This window comes from Atopomonas hussainii (assembly GCF_900109735.1).
GTDB lineage: Bacteria > Pseudomonadota > Gammaproteobacteria > Pseudomonadales > Pseudomonadaceae > Atopomonas > Atopomonas hussainii.
The window spans coordinates 171,394-195,100 of sequence record NZ_FOAS01000003.1 but is presented as its reverse complement, the minus strand read 5'-3'; the positions used below and the strand labels follow the sequence as shown (position 1 = coordinate 195,100).

The following is a 23,707-nucleotide window of genomic DNA, read 5'->3' as shown; positions in this document are numbered from 1 at the left end:
ATCACAGATTCAGCGGCCCCCATACATGAGCTGCCTATACTGAAACGGAAGTCGTTTTTTGGGGGCGAGCAGGCATGCTCAAACGCATTTCTTCCTCTCAGTTGCGTCAAGGTATGTTCCTCCACGAGCTTTGCGGCTCGTGGATGGAGCACCCGTTCTGGCGCAGCAAGTTTCTGCTCAAAGACCCTAAAGACATCCAGCGCATCTTAGACAGCGGCATCAGCGAAGTGTGGATCGACACCAGCAAAGGGCTGGATGTGGAAGCTGATGTGGTTAGCGAAACCCGCGAGCAAGTGGATGAAGCCATTGAGGAAGAGCTCACCGCAGCGGTGACTGCGCCACCGCCGCCGCAAGAGAAAGTCTCCCTCGACGCTGAAGTCGAACGCGCCGCGCAAATCTGCGCCAAGGGCAAAGAAAAAGTCGTCTCGATGTTTAACGATGCACGCATGGGCGCGGCCATCGAGGCCGAGCAGTGCCAAGAGCTGGTGGAAGAAATTGCCAGCTCGGTGTATCGCAATCCGGGGGCTTTGATTAGCTTGGCGCGGCTGAAAAATCGCGACGAATACACCTATATGCATTCGGTAGCGGTATGCGCGCTGATGATTGCTTTGGCGCGGCAGCTGCAACTACCTGAGGAGCAAGTCCACCAAGCCGGCATGGCTGGGCTGCTGCACGATTTGGGCAAGGCGATGATTCCGCTGGATATCCTCAACAAGCCCGGCAAGCTTACCGATGGCGAGTTTGTTACGGTGAAAAGTCACCCCGAAGAAGGCTTTAAACTGCTGCGCGACGGCGGCCAAGTCAGTGAGATGGTGATGGATGTGTGCCTGCATCATCACGAAAAGGTCGACGGCAGTGGCTACCCGCACAAGCTCAAGGGCGACGAGATCAGCCTGTTCGCCAAGATGGGCGCGGTGTGCGATGTGTATGACGCCATCACCTCCGATCGCCCTTACAAAGCGGGTTGGGGGCCGGCTGAGTCGCTGCGCAAAATGGCCGAGTGGAGCAAAGGCCACTTTGATGAAGCGGTGTTTCAGGCCTTTGTGAAAACCATCGGCATTTACCCCACAGGCTCGTTAGTGCGCTTGGAATCTGGCCGCCTGGGTGTAGTCACCGAGCAAAACCCAGCGGCACTGCTTAAGCCGGTGGTAAAAGTATTTTTCTCGGCGAAAAGCAAAACGCCGATTCCGGTGGCGCTGATTGATCTGGCCGCCAGCAACTGCAACGACAAAATCATTGGCCGCGAGCCGCCGGAAAACTGGAATTTCCGTAACCTCAACGAGCTGTGGGCAGGAGTGGCCTCGTTCTAATGAAGCGACTGTGGGCTTGGTTGTTGCCGTTGTGTTTATCCAGCCCTAGTCAGGCCGATGTGGCGCAGCTGCTGCAAGATCACCTACAACCCACCACCTTAACTGCCGACGAACAACTGGCCGAGCTGCGCTGGTTTAGCCAAACGGCGCAGCCGTATCGCGGCTTAACCGTGCGCGTGGTGTCCGAGCGCATCGCCACCCACTGGTACGAGTCGCAAGTGCTGGCGCCGTTGTTTACCCGCTTAACCGGCATCCGCGTGATTCACGAAATCACCGGCGAAGACGACGTGGTCAATAAGCTCAATGCTCAGCAAGACACCGGCCTGCACTTGTACGACGGTTATATCAGCGACAGCGACTTGATCGGCGCGCATTTTCGCGGCGGCCAAGTGTTGGCCCTGTCGGATTTCATGGTCGGTGACGGCGCCGGCGTCACCTTGCCTACGCTAGCGCTGGATGACTTTATCGGCCTACCGTTCACCACAGGGCCAGACGGTAAGTTGTACCAACTGCCGGACCAGCAGTTCGCCAACCTGTATTGGTTTCGCCATGACTGGTTTACCCGCCCCGAGCTGCAAAAAGCTTTTCGCCAGCAATACGGTTACGACTTAGGCGTGCCGCAAAACTGGTCGGCGTATGAGGACATCGCCGAGTTCTTTACCTACCACGTGAAAAAAATCGACGGCCTGCCGGTGTATGGCCATATGGATTACGGCGCGCACGACCCCTCATTGGGCTGGCGCTTATCTGACGCATGGTTGGGCATGGCGGGGGTTGGTGATCTGGGCTTGCCCAACGGCCTGCCGGTGGATGACTGGGGCATTCGCGTGGAAGGTTGTCACCCTGTCGGCGCGAGCATGGCGCGTGGCGGCGCGTTGGATAGCCCTGCGGCGGTGTACGCACTGGAGCGCTATGTGTTTTGGCTGAAGCGCTTCGCCCCGCCAGAGGCTATCCAGCTGACCTTTACCCAAGCCGGACCCGTGCCGTCGCAAGGGCAAATCGCTCAGCAGATTTTTTGGTACACCGCCTTTACCGCCGATTACACCCGCCCCGGCATAGAGGTGGTGGATGACGACGGCCTGCCGCTGTGGCGCGTCGCGCCGTCGCCGCACGGTGCTTATTGGCAGCCGGGGATGAAAAGCGGCTATCAAGACGCTGGCTCGTGGACGTTTCTAACCAACACCCCGCCGGAGCAGTTAAAAGCGGCGTGGTTGTATGCGCAGTTTCTGGTCTCGCGCAGTGTGTCGCTGAATAAAACCTTGCACGGATTAACCCCGATTCGCCGTTCGGATATTTTCTCTCAAGCCATGACCGAGCGTGCTGCTTCGCTGGGTGGGCTGGTGGAGTTTTACCGCAGTCAAGCCGTACATGCGTGGACGCCCACCGGCACCAACGTGCCGGATTACGCCGAGATGGCCAGCTTGTGGTGGAAAGAAGCACACCCTGCCATCGCTGGGCGTATTACTGCCGGCCAAGCCATGCGCAACTTGGCACAGGCCATGGACGCGCACTTGGCGGGGTTAGAGAAAACGGGCCTACACTGCGCGCCCAAGTTAAACCCTGTGACTTCTGCCGCGCAGTGGCAAGCGCGGCCCGGAGCCCCTAAGCCCGCCTTGGCTCACGAAAAATCGCAGGGCGTGACCTTAAGTTATGAGGAGGCCATGCGTGCGTGGCAGTAAGTGGGCACGGCTGCTGATATTGCTCAGCGTGGCCGCGCTGACGTTGCCGGTGCGCGCAGAGTTGACTGTCTACGCGTGGCCGCGTGAGCCGCTGTCTTATCAAGATCGCGACGGCAAACCTAAAGGTCTAGCCGTGGATATTCTTGCCACGCTGATGGAGCAAGCTGGCGAGCCCTATCAGCTCAAGTTTGCCCCGCTTAATCGGGCCATGCAGGCAGTGACGAAAAAGCCTGAGGTCTGCGTGCTGTTGTTGGAGCGCCGCCAAGAGCGTGAAGCTCACTACAGCTGGGTGGGGCCGCTACTGATTTCGCGTTTTAGCTTGTATTCCGCCGCCGAAAACCCGCTGACGGTGAGTGACTTGGAGAACGCTAAGGCTTTTCGGGTGCTTAGTCATATGGGTTCTGGGGTGGGTAATTACTTGGAGGAGATCGGCTTTAATGTCGATTACTCCAATCACAACGGCCTTAACCCCGACAAACTTATGCGTCAGCGTGCGCCGCTGTGGGCGACCAGCGAAGTGAGTGCGCAAGTGTTGTCCAAACAAGCGGAGGTGGCGATGCCGCATGAGGTACTGCCCTTTCTGACCGTGATGGAGGCCATGGCCTGCAACGTGCGCAGCGATCGACTGCGCCAACAGCGCCTGCAAAGCACCTTGCTGGCGCTCTATCGCACCGGGCAAATCCAGCAGCTGTACCAACGCTACGGCGTCACCTTGGACTAAAGGCTAACGGCCAACCCGTGCCAAACGCGGTAGGGTGAACGGTGAGATTTTAGGCGGAGGTGCGCGATGTTCTGGCTCATGCTGGGGTTAAATTTGCTGGTAGCTATGCTCGGTGCCGGCATTCTGTTTTGGCCCGGCGGCTTGCGTGCGCTGCGCTTCGTGCTGGCGCTACCTTTGGTGTATTTGCAGTGGGTGATGGTGCCGTACTGGCTACTCGGCTGCGCTACTTTCTTAAGCGGCGATCAGGCCTGTGCTACTTGGCCGACACTGCTGTTAGGCCCGCTGCCGGTGTATCAGTTGTTGTACGGCTCTTTACTGCTCGCAGGTTGCATGACCTATCGCCTTAAGCGCCGACAGGCGGGCTTGGCGAACGCGGCTTGAATATCCGCTTGTTGGACAAGCATAAAAAAGGGGCAAGAAACGCGTTTCTTGCCCCTTTTTTTGGCTGCGACGAGTGTTTAAGCCACTTGGGCGCCTAGCAGCTGCGCCACTTTGCTGCGGGCGAGCATGCCTCGGTAGTGGCCGTTTTCGTCCACCACGGCAGCAGGCTGGCGCTCGGTGAGCAGGTCGCCGAGTAGCTCATCCAGCGGTGTGTGGCCGGCGATTTGCGCCACGTCGATCAGCTTGGTGGTGATGCTGTCGCCGTTGGCGTTGGCTTGCTGGGCGGCGTTCAAGGTCAGCACGCCCTTGAGCTGAGTGCCGTCGAGCACGGCGCTGTAATCCTGCTTGGCTTGGCTCATCGCCTGCACCGCCTCGGCGGGGCTGCTGGTCAGGGTTAAGCGCGGGATGCCGCCGTGAATAGCGTGCGCGGCGGTGAGTACCTTGCTGCGGTTAACGTCTTGCAGGAAGGCCGCCACGTAGTCGGTGGCCGGGCGCAGGAGGATGTCCTCGGCGGTGCCTTCTTGCACCAGCTCGCCATCTTTCAAAATGGCGATGCGGTTGCCGATGCGCAGCGCTTCGTCCAAGTCGTGGGTAATAAATACGATGGTCTTGTGCAGCTTTTCTTGCAGCACCAAGAGCTGGTCTTGCATCTCGCGGCGGATCAGCGGGTCGAGCGCCGAGAAGGCTTCGTCCATCAGCAAGATTTCTGCGTCGGTGGCCAAGGCGCGGGCGAGGCCCACACGCTGCTGCATGCCTCCAGACAGCTGATGGGGAAACTGCTTCTCGAAGCCTTTTAGGCCCACTTGTTCCAGCCAATACAGGGCTTTTTCTTCGCGCTCAGCGCGCTTCACGCCTTGCACTTTCAGGCCGTAGACAGCGTTATCCAGCACGCTGCGGTGCGGAAACAAGCCAAAGCGCTGGAACACCATGCTCATCTTTTGCTGGCGGAATTTTTCCAGCTCGCGCGGCGGTAGGGCGGTGACGTCTTGGCCATCGACCAAAATTTGCCCGGCGGTCGGTTCGATCAGGCGGTTGAAGTGACGAATCAGCGTCGACTTGCCCGAGCCTGAAAGGCCCATGATGACGTGAATGCTGCCCGCTTCGATGTTCAGGCTAATGTCGCGCAGGCCTAGCGTGTGGCCGCTTTTGGCCAGTAGCTCTTCTTTGCTCATGCCACCTTGCGCGGCGGCCAGCCATTTTTGCGGCTGCTTGCCGAACAGCTTGTAGATGCCTTTGACTTCAATCTTGCTCATGCACCCCTCCGCGCTTGCTGACGTTGGCCAAAGGCCTGAGTAATCCGGTCGAACAGAATCGCCAGCACCACAATGGCAAGACCAGCGAGCAGGCCGCGGCCGACCTCTAAACGATTAATGCCCAGCAGTACTTCTTGGCCCAAACCGCGTGCGCCAATCATCGAGGCGATCACCACCATCGACAGCGCCATCATGGTGGTCTGGTTGATACCGGCCATGATGTTCGGCAGTGCTAAAGGCAGCTGCACGCCAAAAAGCTGCTGGCGCGAGTTGGCACCAAAGGCGCGGGCGGCTTCCAGCACTTCGGCATCCACCAAGCGAATGCCCAAATCGGTGAGGCGAATCAGCGGCGGCACGGCGTACACCACGGTGGCGATAATCGCTGGGATCTTGCCCAGGCCAAACAGCATCACCACCGGAATCAGGTACACGAAGCTGGGCATGGTCTGCATCACGTCGAGCACCGGCAGCATGATCTGCCGCAACCAATTGATGCGCGCCATAAGAATGCCTAGCGGAATGCCGATGGCGACCGACAAGCCCGTGGCCATGATCATCAGCGCCAGGGTTTGCATGCCGCGATCCCACAGGCCCAACAGGCCGATGCAAGAGAGTAGCGCGCCCATGGCGAGGCTCAGTTTCCAACGGCGGCTGATGGCAAAGGTCAGCGCAATCACTGCACCGACCACCGCCCACCAAGGTGATTGGCGCAGCAGCTGTTCGATCCAGATCAGCAGCTCTAAGAACGGCTGGGACAGGGTTTCTAGGGTGTCGGCGTAGTTGGCCACCAGCTCATCGACCCAGTTGTCGATGGCGCGGCGCATCTGCCGGGCAGGGATCAGTTCAGGAAACATGCGTTCTCCAGACAAAACACCGGCGGCAGACGCAGCCGTCTGCCGCCGGTGCTGGAAGGGTTACAGGGCTTGTTGGACGCGTTGGGCGACGTCTTGCGGCAGCCAGGCTTGCCACAATTCGGGATGTTCTTTGAGGAAGAACTGCGCGGCTTCATCGGCCTCGGCGCCTTCATCTTCAGCCCATGCTAAGAGGCCATTTAAGGTCTCGGTGGGGATGTTGACCTTCTGCAAGAAGGCCAGCAATTCGGGGGCTTGCTGGGCAAACTCGGTGTTCACCCCAGCCTTGATGGTGGCCGCCGGGTAGCTACCGGCATACGGCTTGGCACATTCGGCCTTAGTGTTGCAGGCGTGGCCATCGGCCTTGTAGGGGTTCATCTCCAGGCGCACGAGGTCGAGCTTGCCGAGTAGCGGGGTGGGCGACCAGTAGTAGAACACCACGTTCTTTTTGCGCTTATAAGCCGAGGTGATCGCCGCTTTCAGCGCCGCACCGGTGCCGGGGGAGGACAGGTTATAGCTGTCGTCCAGACCATAGGCTTTAAACAGGTTGGTGTTGATCACCTCGCACGCCCAGCCGGCTGGGCAAGTGAGCAACAGGCCTTTGCTGGGGTCTTCGGGGTCGGCGAAATGTTCTTTGAACTTGGGCAGGTCTTGCACGCTTTTCAGCTCAGGAAAGCGCTCGGCCACGTACTTGGGGATCCACCAGGCTTCCACACCGCCGGTGTAGATGTCGCCTAGGCTTTGCACTTTGCCCTCGGCAACGCCTTTGTCCCAGGCTTCGCTGACACTGTTAATCCACACTTCACTCATGACATCGACATCGCCGCGCACAATGGCGGCCAGCATGGGCAGGGTGCCGCCGGTTTCCACCCGCGATTCGCAGCCATAACCGTGCTGCATGATGAAGCGCTCGATTTCGACGGTGATCAGGTTGGAAGTCCAGTTCATCCCGGCGAAACGCACGGGACGCTCGAGTTCGCACTCGTTAGCCGCCACAGGGGCTGAGAAAGACAGGCTGGTGGCCAAGGCCAAGCCAATAACAGACAGGGAATGACGCCAATTCATGGGTTCTCCTACTCGTTGATCGGGGCTTTGCGGATAAGGCAAAGCGGCGCGCTCACGCCGGTGGAACCGCGGCAGTGTAACAGAGTGTTGCGATTTTCTGAAATTTCTGTGCGAAATAATGCACAAGCGTGCCGATCATCTGCGATTGTGCAGCGACTGTCGCGCTGGGCTAGGGCTTTGCGCTACAGCGGCGCTGTGCTGTTTCTAACGCGCAGAAAAAAACCGCCACAGCGTTGGCTATGGCGGTTTTCTTAGTGCGGTTCAGTTAAGCACGGCTTACGCGTTGTGCTTAGCCTTGAACTCGCGGCGACGGCGGTGCAGTACTGGCTCGGTGTAGCCATTGGGCTGCTTGGTGCCTTCGATGACCAGCTCAACCGCAGCCTGGAAGGCTACGCTGTCGTCGAAGTTCGGCGCCATGTTGATGTAGGCAGCGTCGCCGGCGTTCTGGCGATCAACCACAGCGGCCATGCGCTTGAGGGTTTCCAGTACTTGCGCTTCGCTCACTACGCCGTGGCGCAGCCAGTTGGCGATGTGCTGGCTGGAGATACGCAGGGTTGCGCGGTCTTCCATCAGGCCGACATCGTTGATGTCCGGCACTTTGGAGCAGCCCACGCCGTGGTCAATCCAGCGCACCACGTAGCCCAAAATGCCTTGCGCGTTGTTGTCCAGCTCGTTCTGGATTTCCTCGGGGCTCCAATCGGTGTTGGGGGCCAGCGGAATGGTCAGAATGTCGTCCACCGAAGCCGGGGCGCGCTTGGCCAGCTCAGCCTGACGCTCCGCCACATTGACCTTGTGGTAATGCAGGGCGTGCAGGGTAGCGGCGGTCGGCGACGGAACCCACGCGGTGTTAGCGCCGGCCATCGGGTGGGCGATTTTGGTTTCCAGCATTTGCAGCAGCTTGTCCGGAATCGGCCACATGCCTTTACCGATCTGCGCGCGACCTTGCAGGCCACAGGCCAGACCGATGTCGACGTTGGAGTCTTCGTAGGCGCTGATCCACTTCTCGCTCTTCATGGCTGTCTTGCGCACCATGGCGCCGGCTTCCATGGAGGTGTGCAGCTCGTCGCCGGTGCGGTCGAGGAAGCCAGTGTTGATGAACGCCACGCGATCCTTAGCCGCCTGAATACAGGCTTTCAGGTTTACGGTGGTGCGGCGCTCTTCGTCCATGATGCCCATTTTCAGGGTGAAGCGCGGCAGGTTCAGCAGGTCTTCCACGCGGCCGAACAGCTCGTTAGCGAACGCCACTTCTTCCGGGCCGTGCATCTTGGGCTTAACGATGTACATGCTGCCCTTGCGGCTATTGGCGCGGCTGGCGCTGCCGTTGAGGTTGTGGATGGCGATCAGGCTGGTGATCGCGCCGTCCATGATGCCCTCGGGCACTTCGTTGCCGTCTTTGTCCAAGATGGCTTCGTTGGTCATCAGGTGACCGACGTTACGCACGAACAGCATCGAGCGGCCGTGCAGGGTCAGGCTGCTGCCATCGGCGGCGGTGTATTCGCGGTCGGCGTTCATGGTGCGGGTGAAGGTCTGGCCGCCTTTGCTCACTTGCTCAGCCAGGTCGCCCTTCATCAGGCCCAGCCAGTTGCTGTAGACCACTACTTTGTCTTCGGCATCGACGGCGGCAACGGAGTCTTCGCAGTCCATGATGGTGGTCAGCGCGGCTTCCATCAGCACGTCTTTCACGCCGGCGGCGTCGGTCTGGCCGATCGGGCTGCTGGCGTCGACTTGAATTTCAAAGTGCAGGCCGTTGTGCTTGAGCAGCACGGCCACCGGCGCGGCGGCATCACCTTGGAAGCCGATAAACTGCGCGGCGTCTTTCAGACCTACGCTGCTGCCGTCTTTCAGGCTCACGCTCAGTTGACCGTTGACCACCGCGTAGGCCGTGGAGTCGACATGGCTACCGCTGGCCAGTGGCGCGGCATCGTCGAGGAACTGGCGGGCGAAGGCGATGACTTTGTCGCCACGCACTTTGTTGTAACCCTTGCCTTTCTCGGCGCCGCCTTCTTCGCTGATCACGTCGGTGCCGTACAGGGCATCGTACAGCGAGCCCCAACGGGCGTTAGAGGCGTTCAGGGCAAAACGCGCGTTCATCACCGGTACTACCAGCTGCGGGCCAGCAATGTTGGCGATTTCTTCGTCGACGTTTTCAGTGCTCACGCTGAAATCGGCCGGCTCAGGCAGCAGGTAGCCGATTTCTTGCAGGAAGGCTTTATAGGCGGCCGCGTCGTGCGCTTGGCCGGCACGCGCCTGATGCCAAGCGTCGATTTGCGCTTGCAGGGCGTCACGCTTGGCCAGCAGGGCCTTGTTCTTGGGAGCCAAGTCATGGACCAGGGCGTCCACACCTTTCCAGAAAGCCTCGGCCGCGATGCCGGTGCCCGGAATGGCTTGATTGTTGACAAAGTCGTACAGGACTTTGGCGACCTGCAGGCCACCGACTTGAACGCGTTCAGTCATTTTCTACCTCGCTCTGCTGGAATAGCGCTTGGCGCGGGCAACGTGCCCTTGTAGTGCAAGCGGGCGAATACTACATGATGGTCGTGAATAAATCATGCGCTTGCCGTCGGGGGCTGACTAAACGATGCGTTTGAGTCACTCGTCGTCTGCGCGCAGTGGCCAGCGGCAGGTGCGGTTGCGGCCTTCTTCTTTGGCGGCGTAGAGGGCTTTGTCGGCGTGTTTGACCAACTGCTCGGAGCCAAAGCCCAGCGGTGGAACCTCCCAGCTCAGGCCAATGCTGATGGTGAGTTGGCCGGTGTGGCTGTGCGGATGTTGAATGTGCAGGTCGGCAATTTGCCGGTGCAGTAATTCGGCGGTGGTAATGGCGCTGGCTTCGGTGGCGCCGGCGAGAATCACCGCGAGTTCTTCACCGCCATAGCGGAAGGCCTGATCGCCTTCGCGTTGCAGGCTGGCGCGCAGCGTATTGGCTAATAGACGTAACGCATCGTCGCCGGCTTGGTGGCCAAAGTGATCGTTAAAGGCCTTGAAGTGATCGACATCGATCATCAACAAGCCAAGGCCGCTGCTGGAGCGCTGCGCGCGGCGCCATTCGCGTTCGAGTTCTTCGTCAAAGTGGCGGCGGTTGTACAGTCCGGTGAGTCCGTCGCGCTGGGTGAGCTCTTGCAGCTCGTGCTCCAGTTTGAGCCGTGCGCTGTTATCGCGAATCGCTGCCACTAGGTAGCTGATGCCTTCCAGCTCAAGCAGTTCGGCGCTGATCTCAACCGGCTGATCGCTGCCGTCATGGCGCTTTAAATTCAGCTGAAACACCCGCGGCAGGCCTTGGCGGCTGAGGCTGCGGAGCATTTTTAGCCAAGCTTGGAAGTCCGGCAGGATGCCGTCCGGGTGTTGGCATAGCAGGCGTTCAAACACGGCGTGGCTTTGGTAGCCGAGCATGCGGTAGGCGGCACTGTTGATGTGCAAGGCAATGTTTTGCGTAAGGTTGTGCACGATCAGCCCGTCGTGGCTGTGGTCGGTGAGCTCCAGAATCAGATTCAGGCGCGCATCCTCGAGGGCCAGTTGTTCTTCGGCGGCGCTGCGCTGGGATATTTCATCTTGCAGCTGCTGGTTGAACTGCTCGATTTCGTTGCGCCGCTGGTAGTGCTTTTGGGTGAACAAGGCCGCACTGAACAGCAGCAAGCTGAGCAGGCTGCCGCTGATAAAAATCAGCTCTGGCACAGGGCTGCGTAGCAACTGCAAAAAACGTGTGTTGGCGCTGACCCGTAGCTCGAAACCGGGGTGCTGAGGGATGGCAAAGGTGTGCCATTCGTCCTTGTTGGCCGCTGTGCCAAAAGCGAATACGGGCTGGCTGCGGTAATGCAGTTCGATGGCCAGTAATTCGCGGCGGCTGTCATCCAAGAGTGAATTGACCAGCTCATCGACGTCGAACGAGCTGACCAGTGCACCGCTAAATGCGCTGGCAATGTCGTCGGGTTGACCGGCATTGATGGGGCGAATCAAGTGCAGCTCGCGGGCTCTGAGGCCTAATACATATTCATTGCCGCTGTAGTCGTGGCGAAACAGGGCGGCATAGAGAGGAAGATCGCGGGGCAGCGGTTGGCCGTCATAGAAGGCCTGGTGCTTGGGCTCCTGCACGGGCCAGCGTACGGTGAGTTCGGGGGTGACCCAAATTAGCCGCACTAAAGAGGTTTGGCTGTCCAGCAGGCTACGGGCGTGAAGCTCCCATTCTTCTTGGTCCATGCCTTGATGGTGGTGCCAAATCAGCAGTAGGCGGGTTAGTTCGTCTTCATGGCGACGCAGGCGGCGTTGCAGGGAGTCAGCGAGGATGTGCCCTTCGCGCAGTAGCTGCTGCTCAAGGCGCTGATTCAGGCTTTGCTGCGCTTGCCACGCTAAGGCGCCGCTGGCGGCGATGAGGGTTGCCAGCAGCGCGATCAACGATAGGCGAATCAGTGCAGTGAGTGCCGAGGGTGCCATGCTGTACTCAAAAAACGGTCGTGCGTCTTTGCAGAGTAGTCGCTTCTCGCTGGGGCTTCCTCGTTACTGCGGGATGCGTGGCGTATGCGGCGGCTTAATCGACGCCGCGCGCAGGCGCTAAAACAGTGCGCTGAGCACTTGCCACTGCTCGTCGGTGACGGGCATTACCGACAGGCGCGAGCCTTTTTGCACTAAGGGGAAGTCGTCTAGGCCGTTGAGCTCACGCAGCTCGCTGAGCGGCAGTAGGCGCTTAATGCTGCGCGCAAAACGCACGTCTACAGCACTCCACGGGTTTTTCTCTGCGCTGGCTTTGGCGGCAAAGTAGGGGCTTTGTGGGTCGAGGGCGCTGGGGTCGGGGTAGGCGCTGCGGGCGATTTCGCCAATCCCGGCGATGCCCGGCTCGGCGCAGCTGGAGTGGTAAAACAAAAACAGATCGCCCTCGGCCATGTTGCGCAGGAAATTGCGCGCCTGATAATTGCGTACACCGTCCCAGCGACAGGGTTTTGCGGCGTTTTGCAGGTCGAGAAAAGAAAATTCGTCCGGTTCGGACTTCATCAGCCAGTAATTCATAAGGCTCCCAGCGCGATTAGTGCTTGTCTGACAATGACAAAATCCAAATAATATTGCCCGTCTTGCGGTGGTGGTCGGAAATGGGATCTGACGCAAAACCGACGCCAGAAAATTGCTTTAGCCTGTGCCCGCTTTTCATAAAAACAAAAAAAGAAGTGCCTTTTTTGGGGGATTTATGCAGCGCAAACCTGACCTATTGTGGATTTTGGCCCTGATTTTAGGGCTGGGTATTGTCACCACCGGCTACACCCAAAGCCAGTGGCAACCGGAACAGGCGGAAACCACCGCGCCGGTTATCTCGCTTCAAGCGCAGTAATTTTGCAACGCGGCTAATCCGCCGTGCTGGGTGCTGGGTGCAGGGATGCACCGTGCTCCACCTCACTCGCGTTCTCTGCTTTAACGGCTGTTTTTTCCTGAATACCACGCCTGATCGCTGGCGATGCCGTGCAGCGGTACATCCCATGCGGCGGTCGGTAATTGCGCGACTTTCTGGCACTCGTGAGCCAAACCAACGCGCTTGGGGCCTTGCCAATGCGCGCGGCGCTGCAGCTTGCCCAGTAGCCGATCATAAAACCCGCCACCCATGCCCATGCGATTGCCCTGCGGATCGAAACCCACCAAGGGCATCAGCAAGACATCTAAGCATTCAATGCGCCGCGCTGCTTGATGCTGGTAGCGCGGCTCGGCGATGCCAAAGCGATTGGTCTGCCAGTGGGTGTGATCAATGCGCTGAAACTGCATGGCGGTGCGCGGCCAGCGCTTGAGCACCGGCAAGTACACTTGCTTGCCACGGCGTTGCAGCCATTGGCTGAGTGGTTGTGGGTCGATTTCGCCATCGTTGGCCAGATACAGCGCCACATGCCGGGCACGGCGCAGCCACGGGTGTACGGCTAAGCGCTTTTGCAGCCGCTTGGCGGCGTGGCGTTGTTGCGCTTGGCTTAACGCGCGGCGCGCTTGGCGCAAGGTTTTGCGCAGCTGCTGGCGTTGTTGGGCGGGGGTAAGGCTAGACATAAAAGAAGAGAACTCCCCGAGATGCCGCTGTCGGGTTAGCCCTTGAACCCGAAAGTTCAAGGTGGCGGTTGGAGCGAACCTTAAGGCTTTCCGTCGTGCGGACATGCACACCGGCTCAGCTGCCAACCTCCGAGGTTGTGCGTATCGGCTCAGGGACATCACCGACTGGCGCACATGCCAGGGAGCGTGCCGCCGATTATACCGGAAAAATCCCTGCCGGCAGTTTTTAACCCTGCGACGAACTTAATCGTCTGTTCACCTGGGGACGAATTTAATCGTCTTTTTACCTTGATACGAATTAGTCGTCTTGGCGCGACAGTGCTTGTTCCAGCTTGCCGAGCATTAAGCTCAGTTGTTTCTCGCGGCCTTGGCTTTCGGCTTCCAGCTTGTTGCGTTCGAGTAACAGCTCGTGGCTGATGTTCAGCGCTGCCATTACCGCAATGCGGTCGGCGCCAATCACTTTGCCGGTGGCGCGAATCTGCCGCATGCGCTCGTCCAGATACTGGCTGGCGCGCTGCAGGTTGTCGCGTTCGTCCTGCGGGCAGGCAATGGCGTATTCCTTGTCGAGAATATGCAGGGTGACGGTGTCGTTACTGGGCTTCATCCGTCCTGCTCCAATGATTTGAGGTGCTGGATCATGGATTCGACCTTGTGCTTGGCCAATTCGTTCTTTTCGATCAGCTGGGCGCGCTCTTCACGCCACGCTTGCTCGCTGGCGAGCAGGGCGCGGTTGTGTCGGCGCAGGTAGTCGACCTGCTTGAGCAGTTCGTCCAGCTTGTCGCTAAGCGCCTGCAAGTCCACGTTTTCCATGGAAAATCCAAGGGTAAAAGAGAGTACTGGGCAACTATAGGTGGGCCAGCCCGTGGGGGTCAAACCAAGCGCATCACAGCGTTGTGCAGGCGTCACGAGTGCGCGTGTCGTCTTTGACTTGGGCTGATTTGGCGCAAGCCTTGGCTAACCTCGGGTGTTAGCATAGCGCGGTGTTTTTCTCGCTAAGTTGAAGCCCGTCATGTCTGCTGCTCCTTACTCCGCGTTGGCCGAATTGCTGGCGCAGGTTACCCCGCATGTTTCCCCCGCCGAATTGCACGGCCATTTGCTCGGCTATCTGTGCGCCGGCATCGAGCTAGACGACGCCACGTGGCTCAAAGCCGCCGGCGAGCTGCTCGGTCAGCCGCAAGATGTTTGGCCTGAAGCACTGGGCATGGCCATGCAAGGCCTGCGCGCCATGTCGGCTAAAGAGCTGGGTGAAGGCGAAATGGCCGTGGTGGTGCTACTGCCCGGTGACGACATGCCGCTGATCGAGCGCACCCGTGCTTTGGGTTACTGGTGCCAAGGTTTCTTGGCCGGTTTTGGCTTGGCCGGCGCCAGCCTGAGCCTCAGCGAAGACGCGCAAGAAGTGCTCACCGACTTGGCCGCCATCGCGCAAATTGGCAGCGAAGACAGCGACACCGACGAAGCCGAAGGCGACTACATGGAAGTGCAGGAATACCTGCGCGTGGCGCCCTTGCTGCTGTTTAGTGAGGCGCGCCGCCAGCTGCGCCAAGCGCAAGCTGACAGCAGCCAAAAGACCCTGCATTAATCGCCGGAGCCCGCATGAGCCGCATCTCTCGCAGTGAATACGCCCGCCGCCGCAAAGCGCTGATGGCGCAGATGGAACCCAACAGCATCGCCATTCTGCCGGCCGCGCCGGTGTATATCCGCAATCGCGATGTGGAGCACAGCTACCGTCAGGACAGCGACTTCCAGTACCTCACCGGCTTTCCTGAGCCAGAGGCTGTGCTAGCGCTGATTCCCGGTCGCGAGCATGGTGAGTTCATTCTGTTTTGCCGCGAGCGCGATGCCGAGCGCGAACTGTGGGACGGCCTGCGTGCTGGGCAAGAAGGCGCGATCAGCGAGTTTGGCGCCGATGACGCCTTCCCGATCAGCGATATCGACGACATCCTGCCGGGGCTGATCGAAGGTCGCGAGCGCGTTTATCACAGCCTGGGCATGAACGCCGAGTTCGATAAGCGCCTGATGGATTGGATCAACGTGATCCGCGCCAAGGCGCGTCAGGGGGCGCAGCCGCCGAACGAGTTTGTCGCCCTCGACCACCTGCTGCACGACCTGCGTTTGTACAAAAGCGCTGGCGAAGTGAAGGTGATGCAGCATGCCGCGGAGATCTCCGCGCAGGCGCACATCGCCGCCATGCAAGCCTGCGTGCCGGGGCTGAACGAATACCAAATCGAAGCCGAGCTGGAATACGTGTTCCGCAAAAACGGCGCTAAGCACGCGGCGTATAGCTCGATTGTGGCTGGCGGCAAGAACGCCTGCATCTTGCACTACACCGAAAACGACCAGCCGCTGAAAGATGGCGACCTGCTGTTGATTGACGCCGGTTGCGAGATCGACTGCTACGCCAGCGATATCACCCGCACCTTCCCCGTCAATGGCCGTTTTAGCACCGAGCAGCGCGCCATTTATGACTTAGTGCTCAAGGCGCAGCACGCTGCCTTTGCGGCGATCTCGCCGAATAATCATTGGAACGACCCGCACGAAGCCACTGTGCAGGTCATCACTGCCGGCCTCGTCGAACTGGGCTTGCTCAGTGGTGATGTGGACGAGCTGATCGCCAACGAAGCCTACAAGCCGTTCTACATGCACCGTGCCGGCCACTGGCTGGGTATGGACGTGCATGACGTGGGCGACTACAAGCTCGGCGGCGCGTGGCGCGTGCTGGAGCCGGGCATGGTGCTGACCGTCGAGCCGGGCATTTATATCGCGGTGGATAATCAGAGCGTCGATAAGCGCTGGCGCGGCATTGGTGTGCGTATCGAAGACGACGTGCTGGTCACCAAAACCGGCTACCAAGTGCTGACCGACAGCGTGCCAACCGACGCCGACGCCATCGAAGCCTTGATGGCGCAAGCGCGCGCCAGCCGCGCCGCGTAAGGAGGTCTCGTGACGCAGCGATTGGTGATTGTTGGTGGCGGCATGGTGGGCGCAAGCCTCGCTTTGGCGCTGCAAAACCACGCCCGCGAGCAAGGTTGGGAGCTGGTACTGGTCGAGGCTTTCGCCCCCAGTGGCGGCTTTCAGCCGAGCTACGACGCGCGCTCTACGGCGCTCAGTTACGGCAGTCGCTTGATCTTCGAGCGCTTGGGTGTGTGGGAGGCGTTGGCCGAGCGTGCCGAGCCGATCCGCAGCATTCATGTTTCCGACCGTGGCCGCTTTGGTGCCGCGCGCTTGCAGGCCGAAGACGAGCGCGTGCCAGCGCTCGGTTATGTGGTGGAAAACGCTTGGCTAGGCCATTGCCTGCTCGGCGCGCTGGATACCGACGTGGTGCAGTGGCGCTGCCCCGCGCATGTCACGCAGCTGCAGCCCGGTGCAGACGGCTACACCTTGCAGATCGAACAAGACGGCGACACCAGCACCTTGCACGCCGATTTGCTGGTGCTGGCCGACGGCGGTCGCTCGGGCCTGCGCGAACAACTGGGCATCGGCGTGCGGCAAACCCCGTATGGGCAGACCGCGCTGATCGCCAACCTAACCCCCGGCGAAGCGCATCAAGGCCAAGCGTTTGAGCGTTTTACCGAGCAAGGCCCGATGGCCCTGTTGCCGCTGGCGGATAACCGCTGCGCTTTGGTGTGGACTCGCCCCAGCGACGATGCTGAGCGCCTGCAGCAGCTCAGCGACAACGCCCTGCTGGCCGAGCTGCAAGATGCCTTTGGCTATCGCTTGGGCGGCTTTACCCAGATTGGCGCGCGGCATATTTACCCGCTGGCGCTGGTCGAGGCCGAAGAGCAAGTGCGCCCGCATTTAGTGGTGCTCGGCAATGCCGCGCACAGCCTGCACCCGATTGCCGGGCAGGGCTTTAATTTATCGCTGCGCGACACCGTGGCCTTGGCGGCGAGCTTACTGGCTAGCACCGAACCGCTCGGCACGCTGGCGCCGCTTAGCGAATTTCATGCGCGGCAGCAGCGCGATCAATGGCTGACCATTGGTTTCTCAGATCGCGTAACGCGGCTGTTCTCCAACAGCGACCCGTTGCTCTCACTGGGCCGCGGTTTGGGTCTGTTGGGGTTGGATGTAGTGCCTGTGGCCAAGCATTGGTTTGCGCGGCAGGCCATGGGGTTGGGAGTCAAGCATGTCTGAGCTATCCGCCGCGCGGGTTAAAGCGCAGGCGCGCAAGGCCAAGCTGTTGCGCTGGGGCTTAAGTCTGTATCCGCCGTATCTCGGCGCGGGCGTGCGGGTGAAACACATCAGTGCGGATTTTCGCCAAGCAACGGTCAGCATGGGCCTCAACCGGCTGAACCGTAATTACGTGGGCACCCACTTCGGTGGCAGCCTGTACAGCATGGTCGACCCGTTTTTTATGTTGCTGCTGCTGGAGTCGCTGGGCAGCGATTATTTTGTTTGGGATAAAGCCGCGCATATCGACTTTGTCAGCCCCGGCAAAGGCCGCGTGCATGCGCATTTCGCGATCAGTGATGCGCTGTTGGCCGAGATTGCCGAGCGCACGGCGGGTGGCGACAAGTACCTGCCCGAGCTGTGTGTCGATGTGCTGAATGACGACGGCGAGCTGGTCGCCCGTGTTCACAAAACCCTTTATGTGCGCCGCAAGCCCAAGGCGCGCACCGCGCAGGAGAGTGCATGAATCGCCATTATCGAGCCGACATCGTAGTGGTCGGTGCCGGCATGGTCGGTGCCAGTTTCGCCTTGGCCATGGCCGACAGCGGGCTGAATATTCTTCTGCTCGACGCCGCGCCTTTAGCGGTGGGCGCGTTTGACCCCGCGGGCGATTTTGAGCCGCGCGTCAGTGCACTGTCGGCGGCCAGTCAGCGCTTACTCACGCGCTTAGGCGCTTGGCAAGGCATCGAGCGCCGTCGCGCCACGCCCTATACCCGTATGCATGTGTGGGATGGCTCCGGCACTGGTGCGGTGAACTTCGACGCCGCCAGCGTGCATGCCGACGTGCTGGGGCATATCGTGGAAAATCGCGTGGTGCAGGATGCCCTGCTCGAATGCCTGCTGGATGCTGACATTGGTCTGCTCGGCGATGCGCGGGTGGAAACCCTGCACCAGCAAGACGGCCAATGGCACCTGCTGCTGGATAACCACGCGCAAGTCAGTGCGCCGCTGATTATCGGTGCCGACGGCGCGCGCTCGTTAATCCGCGAGCTGGGCGGTTTTAAAACCCGCGAATGGGATTACCTGCACCACGCACTGGTCACCAGCGTGCGCTGCGCTAAACCGCATGGCGGCGCGGCGCGCCAGCGCTTTACCGATCACGGCCCGCTGGCGTTTTTACCGCTGACCCGCGAGGGCGACGAGCATTGGTACTCGATTGTTTGGTCATGTGATGAAGAGCGCGCCCGCGAGCTGGAAGCACTCGACGATCAAACCTTCTGTGCCGCTATCGAACGCGCCTTTGAGGGCTCGCTGGGCAAGGTCGAACACGCCGATCGCCGCTTCCGCATTCCGCTACGCCAACGCCACGCTGTGCGCTATGTGCAAGATGGCTTGGCGCTGATCGGCGATGCCGCGCACACCATCCATCCGCTGGCAGGGCAGGGCGTTAACTTGGGTTTTATGGATGCCGCCGCTCTGGCCGAGGCGCTCAAACACGCCGTGACACGGGGCGAGCCATTTGCCAGCAAGCGCGTGCTGGGCCGTTACGAGCGCCGCCGTATGCCGCATAACCTCGGCATGATGGCCGCGATGGAAGGCTTTCAGCGCTTGTTCCAAGCCGACCCACTGGCCGTGCGCTGGGTGCGTAACGAAGGGCTGCGTCAAGTCGAACAATGGGACGAAGCTAAGGCGCTGTTTATTCGTCGAGCCTTGGGCTTGGAAGGCGATATTCCCGAGCTGGCGCGCTGATTGATTGCGCCTTTCTTCGTCAGCGCTGCGCTGCTCGGCCGCGCTGGCGAATTGATATAGGTCATTGATAAGGCAAATGTCAGTCATTATCATCCGCATGTAAATTCATTGCAGATGAGGCTTTGTCCATGCAAATGCGTCCCTTGTTCGCCGCTGTTGTACTGGCAGCAACCACCTTTACCGCCAATGCCGCTGAAGAGCTGGTGGTGTACTCCGCGCGTATCGACGACCTGATCAAGCCTGTCTTCGATGCCTACACCGCAAAAACCGGCGTTAAAGTCAGTTTTATCACCGATAAAGAAGCACCGCTGCTGGCGCGTTTGAAGGCTGAGGGCGCGAATACCCCCGCCGACATGCTGATCACCGTTGACGCTGGCAACCTGTGGCAGGCTTCGCAAGAAGACGTGCTGGAGCCGGTCACCAGCAAGGTGATTGAGGCCAATATTCCTGCGCAGTACCGCGCCACTAACAACACTTGGACTGGCCTGTCGCTGCGTGCGCGCACCTTGGCGTACTCCACCGAGCGCGTGAAAGACGGCGAGCTGAGCACTTATGAAGCGCTGGGTGATGCCAATATGGAAGGTCGCCTGTGCCTGCGCACCAGCCAGAAGGTGTACAACCAGTCGCTGACCGCCGCCATGCTGAAAACTTGGGGCGAAGAGAAGACCGAAGCCGTCGTGAAGAGCTGGGTTAACAACCTAGCCACCGATGTGTTCTCCGATGACACCGCGCTGCTTAAGGCTATCGATGCCGGTCAGTGCGACGTGGGTATCGTCAACAGCTACTACTACGGCCGCCTGCTTGCCTCGCAGCCTGATCTGAAAGTGAAACTGTTCTGGCCGAACCAAGCCGACCGTGGCGTGCACGTTAACTTGTCCGGTGCTGGCGTGACTAAGCATGCGCCGCACAAGGCAGAAGCCATCAAGCTGCTGGAGTGGATGACTGGCCCAGAAGCGCAGAGCATCTTCGCTAAGCTGAACATGGAGTTCCCGGCTAACCCGAGCGTAGAGCCGGCACCGGAAGTGAAGAGCTGGGGCGAGTTCAAGGCTGACACCATCAACGTGGAGTTCGCCGGCAAGCTGCAGCCGGAAGCGATCAAGCTGATGGACCGCGCTGGCTGGAAATAAGCCCACGCGCTGTGACCACAAAGCCGGGTTCGCCCGGCTTTGTGCTGTTTGCCGTTTAATCACCGCTGCCAACATGGCTTAGCCTTGGGCTTGGCGGCGGTCTGAATTAAGCTTGCCGCGAATTTCTGTGAAGAGTCTGCCGTGACCCACCTGAACTCCCGCTGGCTGTGGTACCCCTTAGCGCTGGGCTTTGCCGCGCTGGTGGCGATGCCGATTCTGGTGCTCTTGCTCAGCTGGAGCGAAGTCGATAGCAGCATCTGGCAACACCTGTGGGACACCCAGCTACCCACCTTGGTCGGCAACACTGTGGTGTTGGCCGTTGGCGTCGGGGTGGGGGTTGTGCTGCTGGGCGTGAGCTTGGCGTGGTTGACCAGCCTATGTGAGTTTCCCGGGCGGCGCTGGTTGGATTGGGCGCTGATGCTGCCCTTTGCGATTCCCGCCTATGTGCTGGCGTTTGTGTTTGTCGGCCTGCTGGATTTTGCCGGGCCGGTGCAAAGCACCCTGCGTGACTGGTTTGGCAGTGGCTTGCGCCTGCCGCCGGTGCGTTCTACCGGCGGGGTGATTACCGTGCTGGTGTTGGTGTTTTATCCCTACGTGTATTTGCTCGCCCGTGGCGCATTTATGGCCCAAGGCCGCGGCCTGATGGAAGCCGCGCGGGTGCTTGGTTTATCGCCGTGGCGGGCCTTTTGGCGCGTGGCGCTGCCCATGGCCTGGCCGGCGATTGGCGCGGGCTTGGCGCTGGCGCTGATGGAAACCTTGGCCGATTTTGGCGCGGTGTCGGTGTTCAACTACCAAACCTTCACCACCGCTATCTACAAAACGTGGTACGGCTTTTATAGCTTGTCCAGCGCCACGCAGCTGGCCTGCCTGTTGCTGGTGTTTGTGCTGGTGGTGCTGATGGCGGAAAAACGCCTGAGAGGGCAAACCCGTACCGCCAGCGAGCGTCAGCGTGCGGCGGCGTTGTTTCCGCTGCGCGGCGTGAAAGCGTGGGCGGCCAGCGCGTGGTGCGGCTTAGTGTTTGCGTTGGCGTTTGTGGTGCCGATTCTGCAGTTGCTTGCGTGGTTCTGGGAGCGTGGTCGCTTTGATTTGGACTCGCGTTATCTCGATCTGGTCAGCAACACGCTAAGCATTGGCGCGGTAGCGGCGCTGCTCACCGTGGCCTCGGCGCTGGTGTTGGCGTTTGCCCGGCGCCAATACGCCAGTCGGCAGATGCGTTCGCTGGTGGCGTTTAGCAATCTGGGCTATGCCTTGCCCGGCTCGCTGCTCGCGGTGGCCATCATGTTTGCCTTTAGCTACTTGGATAATCATCTGGTTATTCCTCTCTCGACCGCCTTGGGCGGGGCGGGCAAGCCGCTGCTGCTGGGCTCGCTGGCTGCGCTCTTGGTGGCGTACCTGATTCGCTTTATGGCCGTGGCGTATGGCCCGCTGGAAGGCGCCTTGGCGCGCATTCGACCGAGTATTCCGCAGGCCTCGCGCAGCTTAGGGGTGGGCGGCGTGGCGTTGTTTTGGCGCATTTACCTGCCGCTGCTGTTGCCAGGCTGTTTGTCGGCGGCGCTGCTGGTGTTTGTCGATGTGTTGAAAGAAATGCCCGCTACCTTGCTGATGCGCCCCTTCGGTTGGGACACCCTCGCGGTGCGCATTTACGCCCTCACCAGCGAGGGCGAATGGTCGCGCGCGGCGCTGCCCGCGCTGACCTTAGTGCTGGTCGGTTTACTGCCGGTGATTGGCTTGATCCGCCGCTCGGCGCGGCACTGAGCCGGCTGCGGCGCATTTCGCTGCCGTTCGGTCATTCCTTGGTCGTGATGTAGCGGCTACAATGCGCGCCTACAATGCAGATTCAATGGGCGGTGGGGGAAGCTCCATCGCCTTTGCTTTTTTTCATCCGCTATCGTTTAGCCGCTGTCAGGCCAAACGGGACCAGCAGGAGAGTTGTGATGGGTCAACGTACCCCGCTGTATGAGCAGCACGTGGCGCTGGGCGCCAAGATGGTCGATTTCGGTGGCTGGGACATGCCGCTGCACTACGGCTCGCAAATGGAAGAGCATCATCAAGTGCGCAAAGACTGTGGCGTGTTCGATGTCTCGCACATGACCGTGGTGGATGTCACCGGCCCGCAAGCGCAAGCCTATCTGCAATACCTGCTGGCCAACGACGTCGCCCGTCTGACCACCCCCGGTAAAGCGCTGTACAGCGGCATGCTCAACGAGCGTGGCGGCGTGATCGATGACCTGATCGTCTACCTCACCGACTTCGGCTACCGCGTGGTGGTCAACGCCGCCACCCGCGACAAAGACCTCGCGTGGATGCAGCAGCAAGTGGCTAAGTTCGACGCCACCCTCACCGAGCGCCCCGAGCTGGCCATGCTGGCTATCCAAGGCCCGAATGCGCGCAGCAAAACCGCCAAGTTGGTGAGCGCCGCGCGTGCCGAAATCATCACTGACCTGAAGCCCTTCCAAGGCCTGCCGGAAGGCGAATGGTTTATCGCCCGCACCGGCTACACCGGTGAAGATGGTCTGGAGATCATGCTGCCGGCGGCCGATGCCCAGCAGCTGATGACCGACTTGGCCGGCGCCGGCATTCCCCCGGCGGGTTTGGGCGCGCGTGACACCCTGCGCCTTGAAGCGGGGATGAACCTGTACGGCCAAGACATGAACGAAGACATCTCGCCGCTGGCCGCCAATATGGGCTGGACCATCGCGTGGGAGCCCGCCGAGCGCGACTTTATCGGTCGTAGCGTGCTGGAAGCGCAAAAGGCCGCCGGCGATCAACCCAAGCTGGTTGGTTTAGTGCTGGAAGAGCGCGGCGTACTGCGTGCCCATCAAGTGGTGCGTGTGGATGGCCTTGGCGAAGGTGAAATCACCAGCGGCAGCTTCTCGCCGACCCTAGGTTTATCCATCGCCTTAGCGCGTGTGCCGGCCGGTACCGGCGAGCGTGCCGAAGTAGAAATTCGTGGTAAGTGGCTGCCCGTGCGGGTGGTCGCCGCTAACTTTGTGCGCCACGGCAAGGCGCTGATTTAATTTGCGGCGCTGCCGCCCTTTATTTTGAGGAATGACTCATGAGCAACATCCCTGCAGAACTGCGTTACGTAGAAAGCCACGAGTGGCTGCGTCTGGAAGCCGACGGCACCATCACCGTAGGCATCACCGACCACGCTCAAGAAGCCCTTGGCGACGTGGTGTTTGTTGAGCTGCCGGACGTCGGCGCCGAGCTAGAAGCTGGCCAAGAGGCCGGTGTGGTCGAGTCGGTGAAAGCCGCCTCCGACATCTACGCGCCGATCGCCGGTGAAATCGTTGCCGTTAACGAAGACCTGGTCGATGCCCCGGAAAGCGTTAACAGCGAGCCGTATGACGCGTGGTTCTTCCGCATCAAGCCGAGCAACCCGGACGACTACAACGAGTTGCTGGATGCCGACGGCTATCGCGAAATCTGCGAAAACGCCTAATTACCCTGCGTGACCG

At 60.2% G+C, this 23,707-nt stretch carries 23 protein-coding genes and 1 other RNA gene; 14 read left to right on the top strand and 10 right to left on the bottom strand.

Annotated elements, in window-relative coordinates; translation table 11 throughout:
• Positions 1-74 precede the first annotated feature (74 nt).
• The 4 genes from BMX80_RS03955 to BMX80_RS03940 all read left to right on the top strand — a co-directional run bounded on the left by BMX80_RS03955 (position 75) and on the right by BMX80_RS03940 (position 4,091).
• Positions 75-1,310 carry an HD-GYP domain-containing protein gene (locus BMX80_RS03955; RefSeq protein ID WP_074865355.1) on the top strand — a complete coding sequence of 412 codons (1,236 nt, stop codon included), beginning with the start codon at positions 75-77 and terminating at the stop codon, positions 1,308-1,310.
• The gene (locus BMX80_RS03950) at positions 1,310-2,989 is read left to right on the top strand and encodes an ABC transporter substrate-binding protein (protein ID WP_083394235.1); all 1,680 of its coding nucleotides are present in this window, start codon (positions 1,310-1,312) and stop codon (positions 2,987-2,989) included. The genes BMX80_RS03955 and BMX80_RS03950 overlap by 1 nt, the downstream gene beginning before the upstream one ends.
• Positions 2,976-3,710: a substrate-binding periplasmic protein gene (locus BMX80_RS03945; protein WP_074865351.1), complete on the top strand. Its 735-nt coding sequence runs from the start codon at positions 2,976-2,978 to the stop codon at positions 3,708-3,710. The genes BMX80_RS03950 and BMX80_RS03945 overlap by 14 nt, the downstream gene beginning before the upstream one ends.
• 66 nt (positions 3,711-3,776) lie before the next feature.
• Entirely contained in the window at positions 3,777-4,091 is a 315-nt protein-coding gene (locus tag BMX80_RS03940) for a hypothetical protein (RefSeq protein ID WP_074865348.1), read from the top strand.
• A 77-nt stretch (positions 4,092-4,168) separates the two neighbouring features.
• Here BMX80_RS03940 and BMX80_RS03935 read toward each other — a convergent pair whose 3' ends face one another.
• The 6 genes from BMX80_RS03935 to BMX80_RS03910 all read right to left on the bottom strand — a co-directional run bounded on the left by BMX80_RS03935 (position 4,169) and on the right by BMX80_RS03910 (position 12,255).
• On the bottom strand, positions 4,169-5,344 hold the full coding sequence (locus BMX80_RS03935) for a quaternary amine ABC transporter ATP-binding protein (RefSeq protein ID WP_074865345.1): 1,176 nt from the start codon (positions 5,342-5,344) through the stop codon (positions 4,169-4,171).
• The gene (locus BMX80_RS03930; protein WP_074865342.1) at positions 5,341-6,198 is read right to left on the bottom strand and encodes an ABC transporter permease; all 858 of its coding nucleotides are present in this window, start codon (positions 6,196-6,198) and stop codon (positions 5,341-5,343) included. Before BMX80_RS03930 ends, BMX80_RS03935 begins: the two co-directional genes overlap by 4 nt.
• Before the next feature lie 60 nt (positions 6,199-6,258).
• Positions 6,259-7,260, bottom strand: a complete 1,002-nt coding sequence (locus BMX80_RS03925) for an ABC transporter substrate-binding protein (protein WP_074865339.1) — start codon at positions 7,258-7,260, stop codon at positions 6,259-6,261.
• 276 nt (positions 7,261-7,536) lie between these two features.
• Entirely contained in the window at positions 7,537-9,714 is a 2,178-nt protein-coding gene (locus BMX80_RS03920) for a malate synthase G (protein WP_074865336.1), read from the bottom strand.
• Between the two features lie 135 nt (positions 9,715-9,849).
• A complete protein-coding gene (locus BMX80_RS03915; RefSeq protein WP_074865334.1) occupies positions 9,850-11,685 on the bottom strand; it encodes a GGDEF domain-containing protein in 1,836 nt (611 codons plus the stop codon).
• A 117-nt stretch (positions 11,686-11,802) separates the two neighbouring features.
• Entirely contained in the window at positions 11,803-12,255 is a 453-nt protein-coding gene (locus BMX80_RS03910) for an EVE domain-containing protein (protein WP_074865332.1), read from the bottom strand.
• 175 nt (positions 12,256-12,430) lie between these two features.
• On the opposite strand from BMX80_RS03910, the gene BMX80_RS17800 reads away from it, so the two are divergent.
• Entirely contained in the window at positions 12,431-12,571 is a 141-nt protein-coding gene (locus BMX80_RS17800; protein WP_175474873.1) for a hypothetical protein, read from the top strand.
• Between the two features lie 80 nt (positions 12,572-12,651).
• Here BMX80_RS17800 and BMX80_RS03905 read toward each other — a convergent pair whose 3' ends face one another.
• From BMX80_RS03905 to BMX80_RS03890, 4 genes are all read right to left on the bottom strand, one after another.
• Positions 12,652-13,266 (bottom strand): 5-formyltetrahydrofolate cyclo-ligase, encoded by a 615-nt coding sequence (locus tag BMX80_RS03905; protein WP_074865329.1) that lies wholly within the window; start codon positions 13,264-13,266, stop codon positions 12,652-12,654.
• Positions 13,267-13,275: 9 nt separating this feature from the next.
• Positions 13,276-13,453, bottom strand: a non-coding RNA gene (gene ssrS, locus BMX80_RS03900) — 6S RNA.
• A 111-nt stretch (positions 13,454-13,564) separates the two neighbouring features.
• On the bottom strand, positions 13,565-13,870 hold the full coding sequence (locus tag BMX80_RS03895; protein ID WP_071872547.1) for a cell division protein ZapA: 306 nt from the start codon (positions 13,868-13,870) through the stop codon (positions 13,565-13,567).
• The gene (locus tag BMX80_RS03890; RefSeq protein WP_071872546.1) at positions 13,867-14,076 is read right to left on the bottom strand and encodes a TIGR02449 family protein; all 210 of its coding nucleotides are present in this window, start codon (positions 14,074-14,076) and stop codon (positions 13,867-13,869) included. The genes BMX80_RS03895 and BMX80_RS03890 overlap by 4 nt, the downstream gene beginning before the upstream one ends.
• A gap of 199 nt (positions 14,077-14,275) precedes the next feature.
• Here BMX80_RS03890 and BMX80_RS03885 point away from each other — a divergent pair, with 199 nt between their 5' ends.
• From BMX80_RS03885 to gcvH, 9 genes are all read left to right on the top strand, one after another.
• A complete protein-coding gene (locus BMX80_RS03885) occupies positions 14,276-14,845 on the top strand; it encodes a UPF0149 family protein (protein WP_074865326.1) in 570 nt (189 codons plus the stop codon).
• 14 nt (positions 14,846-14,859) lie between these two features.
• Positions 14,860-16,197, top strand: a complete 1,338-nt coding sequence (pepP, locus tag BMX80_RS03880; RefSeq protein WP_074865323.1) for a Xaa-Pro aminopeptidase — start codon at positions 14,860-14,862, stop codon at positions 16,195-16,197.
• Positions 16,198-16,239: 42 nt separating this feature from the next.
• Positions 16,240-17,397, top strand: a complete 1,158-nt coding sequence (ubiH, locus tag BMX80_RS03875; RefSeq protein WP_074865586.1) for a 2-octaprenyl-6-methoxyphenyl hydroxylase — start codon at positions 16,240-16,242, stop codon at positions 17,395-17,397.
• Positions 17,390-17,899, top strand: coding sequence for a DUF4442 domain-containing protein (locus tag BMX80_RS03870; RefSeq protein ID WP_074865320.1), 510 nt, complete (start codon positions 17,390-17,392; stop codon positions 17,897-17,899). The genes ubiH and BMX80_RS03870 overlap by 8 nt, the downstream gene beginning before the upstream one ends.
• Positions 17,896-19,122 (top strand): 2-octaprenyl-3-methyl-6-methoxy-1,4-benzoquinol hydroxylase, encoded by a 1,227-nt coding sequence (locus BMX80_RS03865; protein ID WP_074865317.1) that lies wholly within the window; start codon positions 17,896-17,898, stop codon positions 19,120-19,122. The genes BMX80_RS03870 and BMX80_RS03865 overlap by 4 nt, the downstream gene beginning before the upstream one ends.
• A gap of 128 nt (positions 19,123-19,250) precedes the next feature.
• On the top strand, positions 19,251-20,249 hold the full coding sequence (locus tag BMX80_RS03860; protein WP_074865314.1) for an extracellular solute-binding protein: 999 nt from the start codon (positions 19,251-19,253) through the stop codon (positions 20,247-20,249).
• A gap of 207 nt (positions 20,250-20,456) precedes the next feature.
• Positions 20,457-22,004 (top strand): ABC transporter permease, encoded by a 1,548-nt coding sequence (locus tag BMX80_RS03855; RefSeq protein ID WP_139214019.1) that lies wholly within the window; start codon positions 20,457-20,459, stop codon positions 22,002-22,004.
• Positions 22,005-22,183: 179 nt separating this feature from the next.
• Entirely contained in the window at positions 22,184-23,266 is a 1,083-nt protein-coding gene (gene gcvT, locus BMX80_RS03850; RefSeq protein ID WP_074865307.1) for a glycine cleavage system aminomethyltransferase GcvT, read from the top strand.
• A 38-nt stretch (positions 23,267-23,304) separates the two neighbouring features.
• Positions 23,305-23,691 carry a glycine cleavage system protein GcvH gene (gene gcvH, locus BMX80_RS03845; RefSeq protein WP_071872537.1) on the top strand — a complete coding sequence of 129 codons (387 nt, stop codon included), beginning with the start codon at positions 23,305-23,307 and terminating at the stop codon, positions 23,689-23,691.
• Positions 23,692-23,707 lie beyond the last annotated feature (16 nt).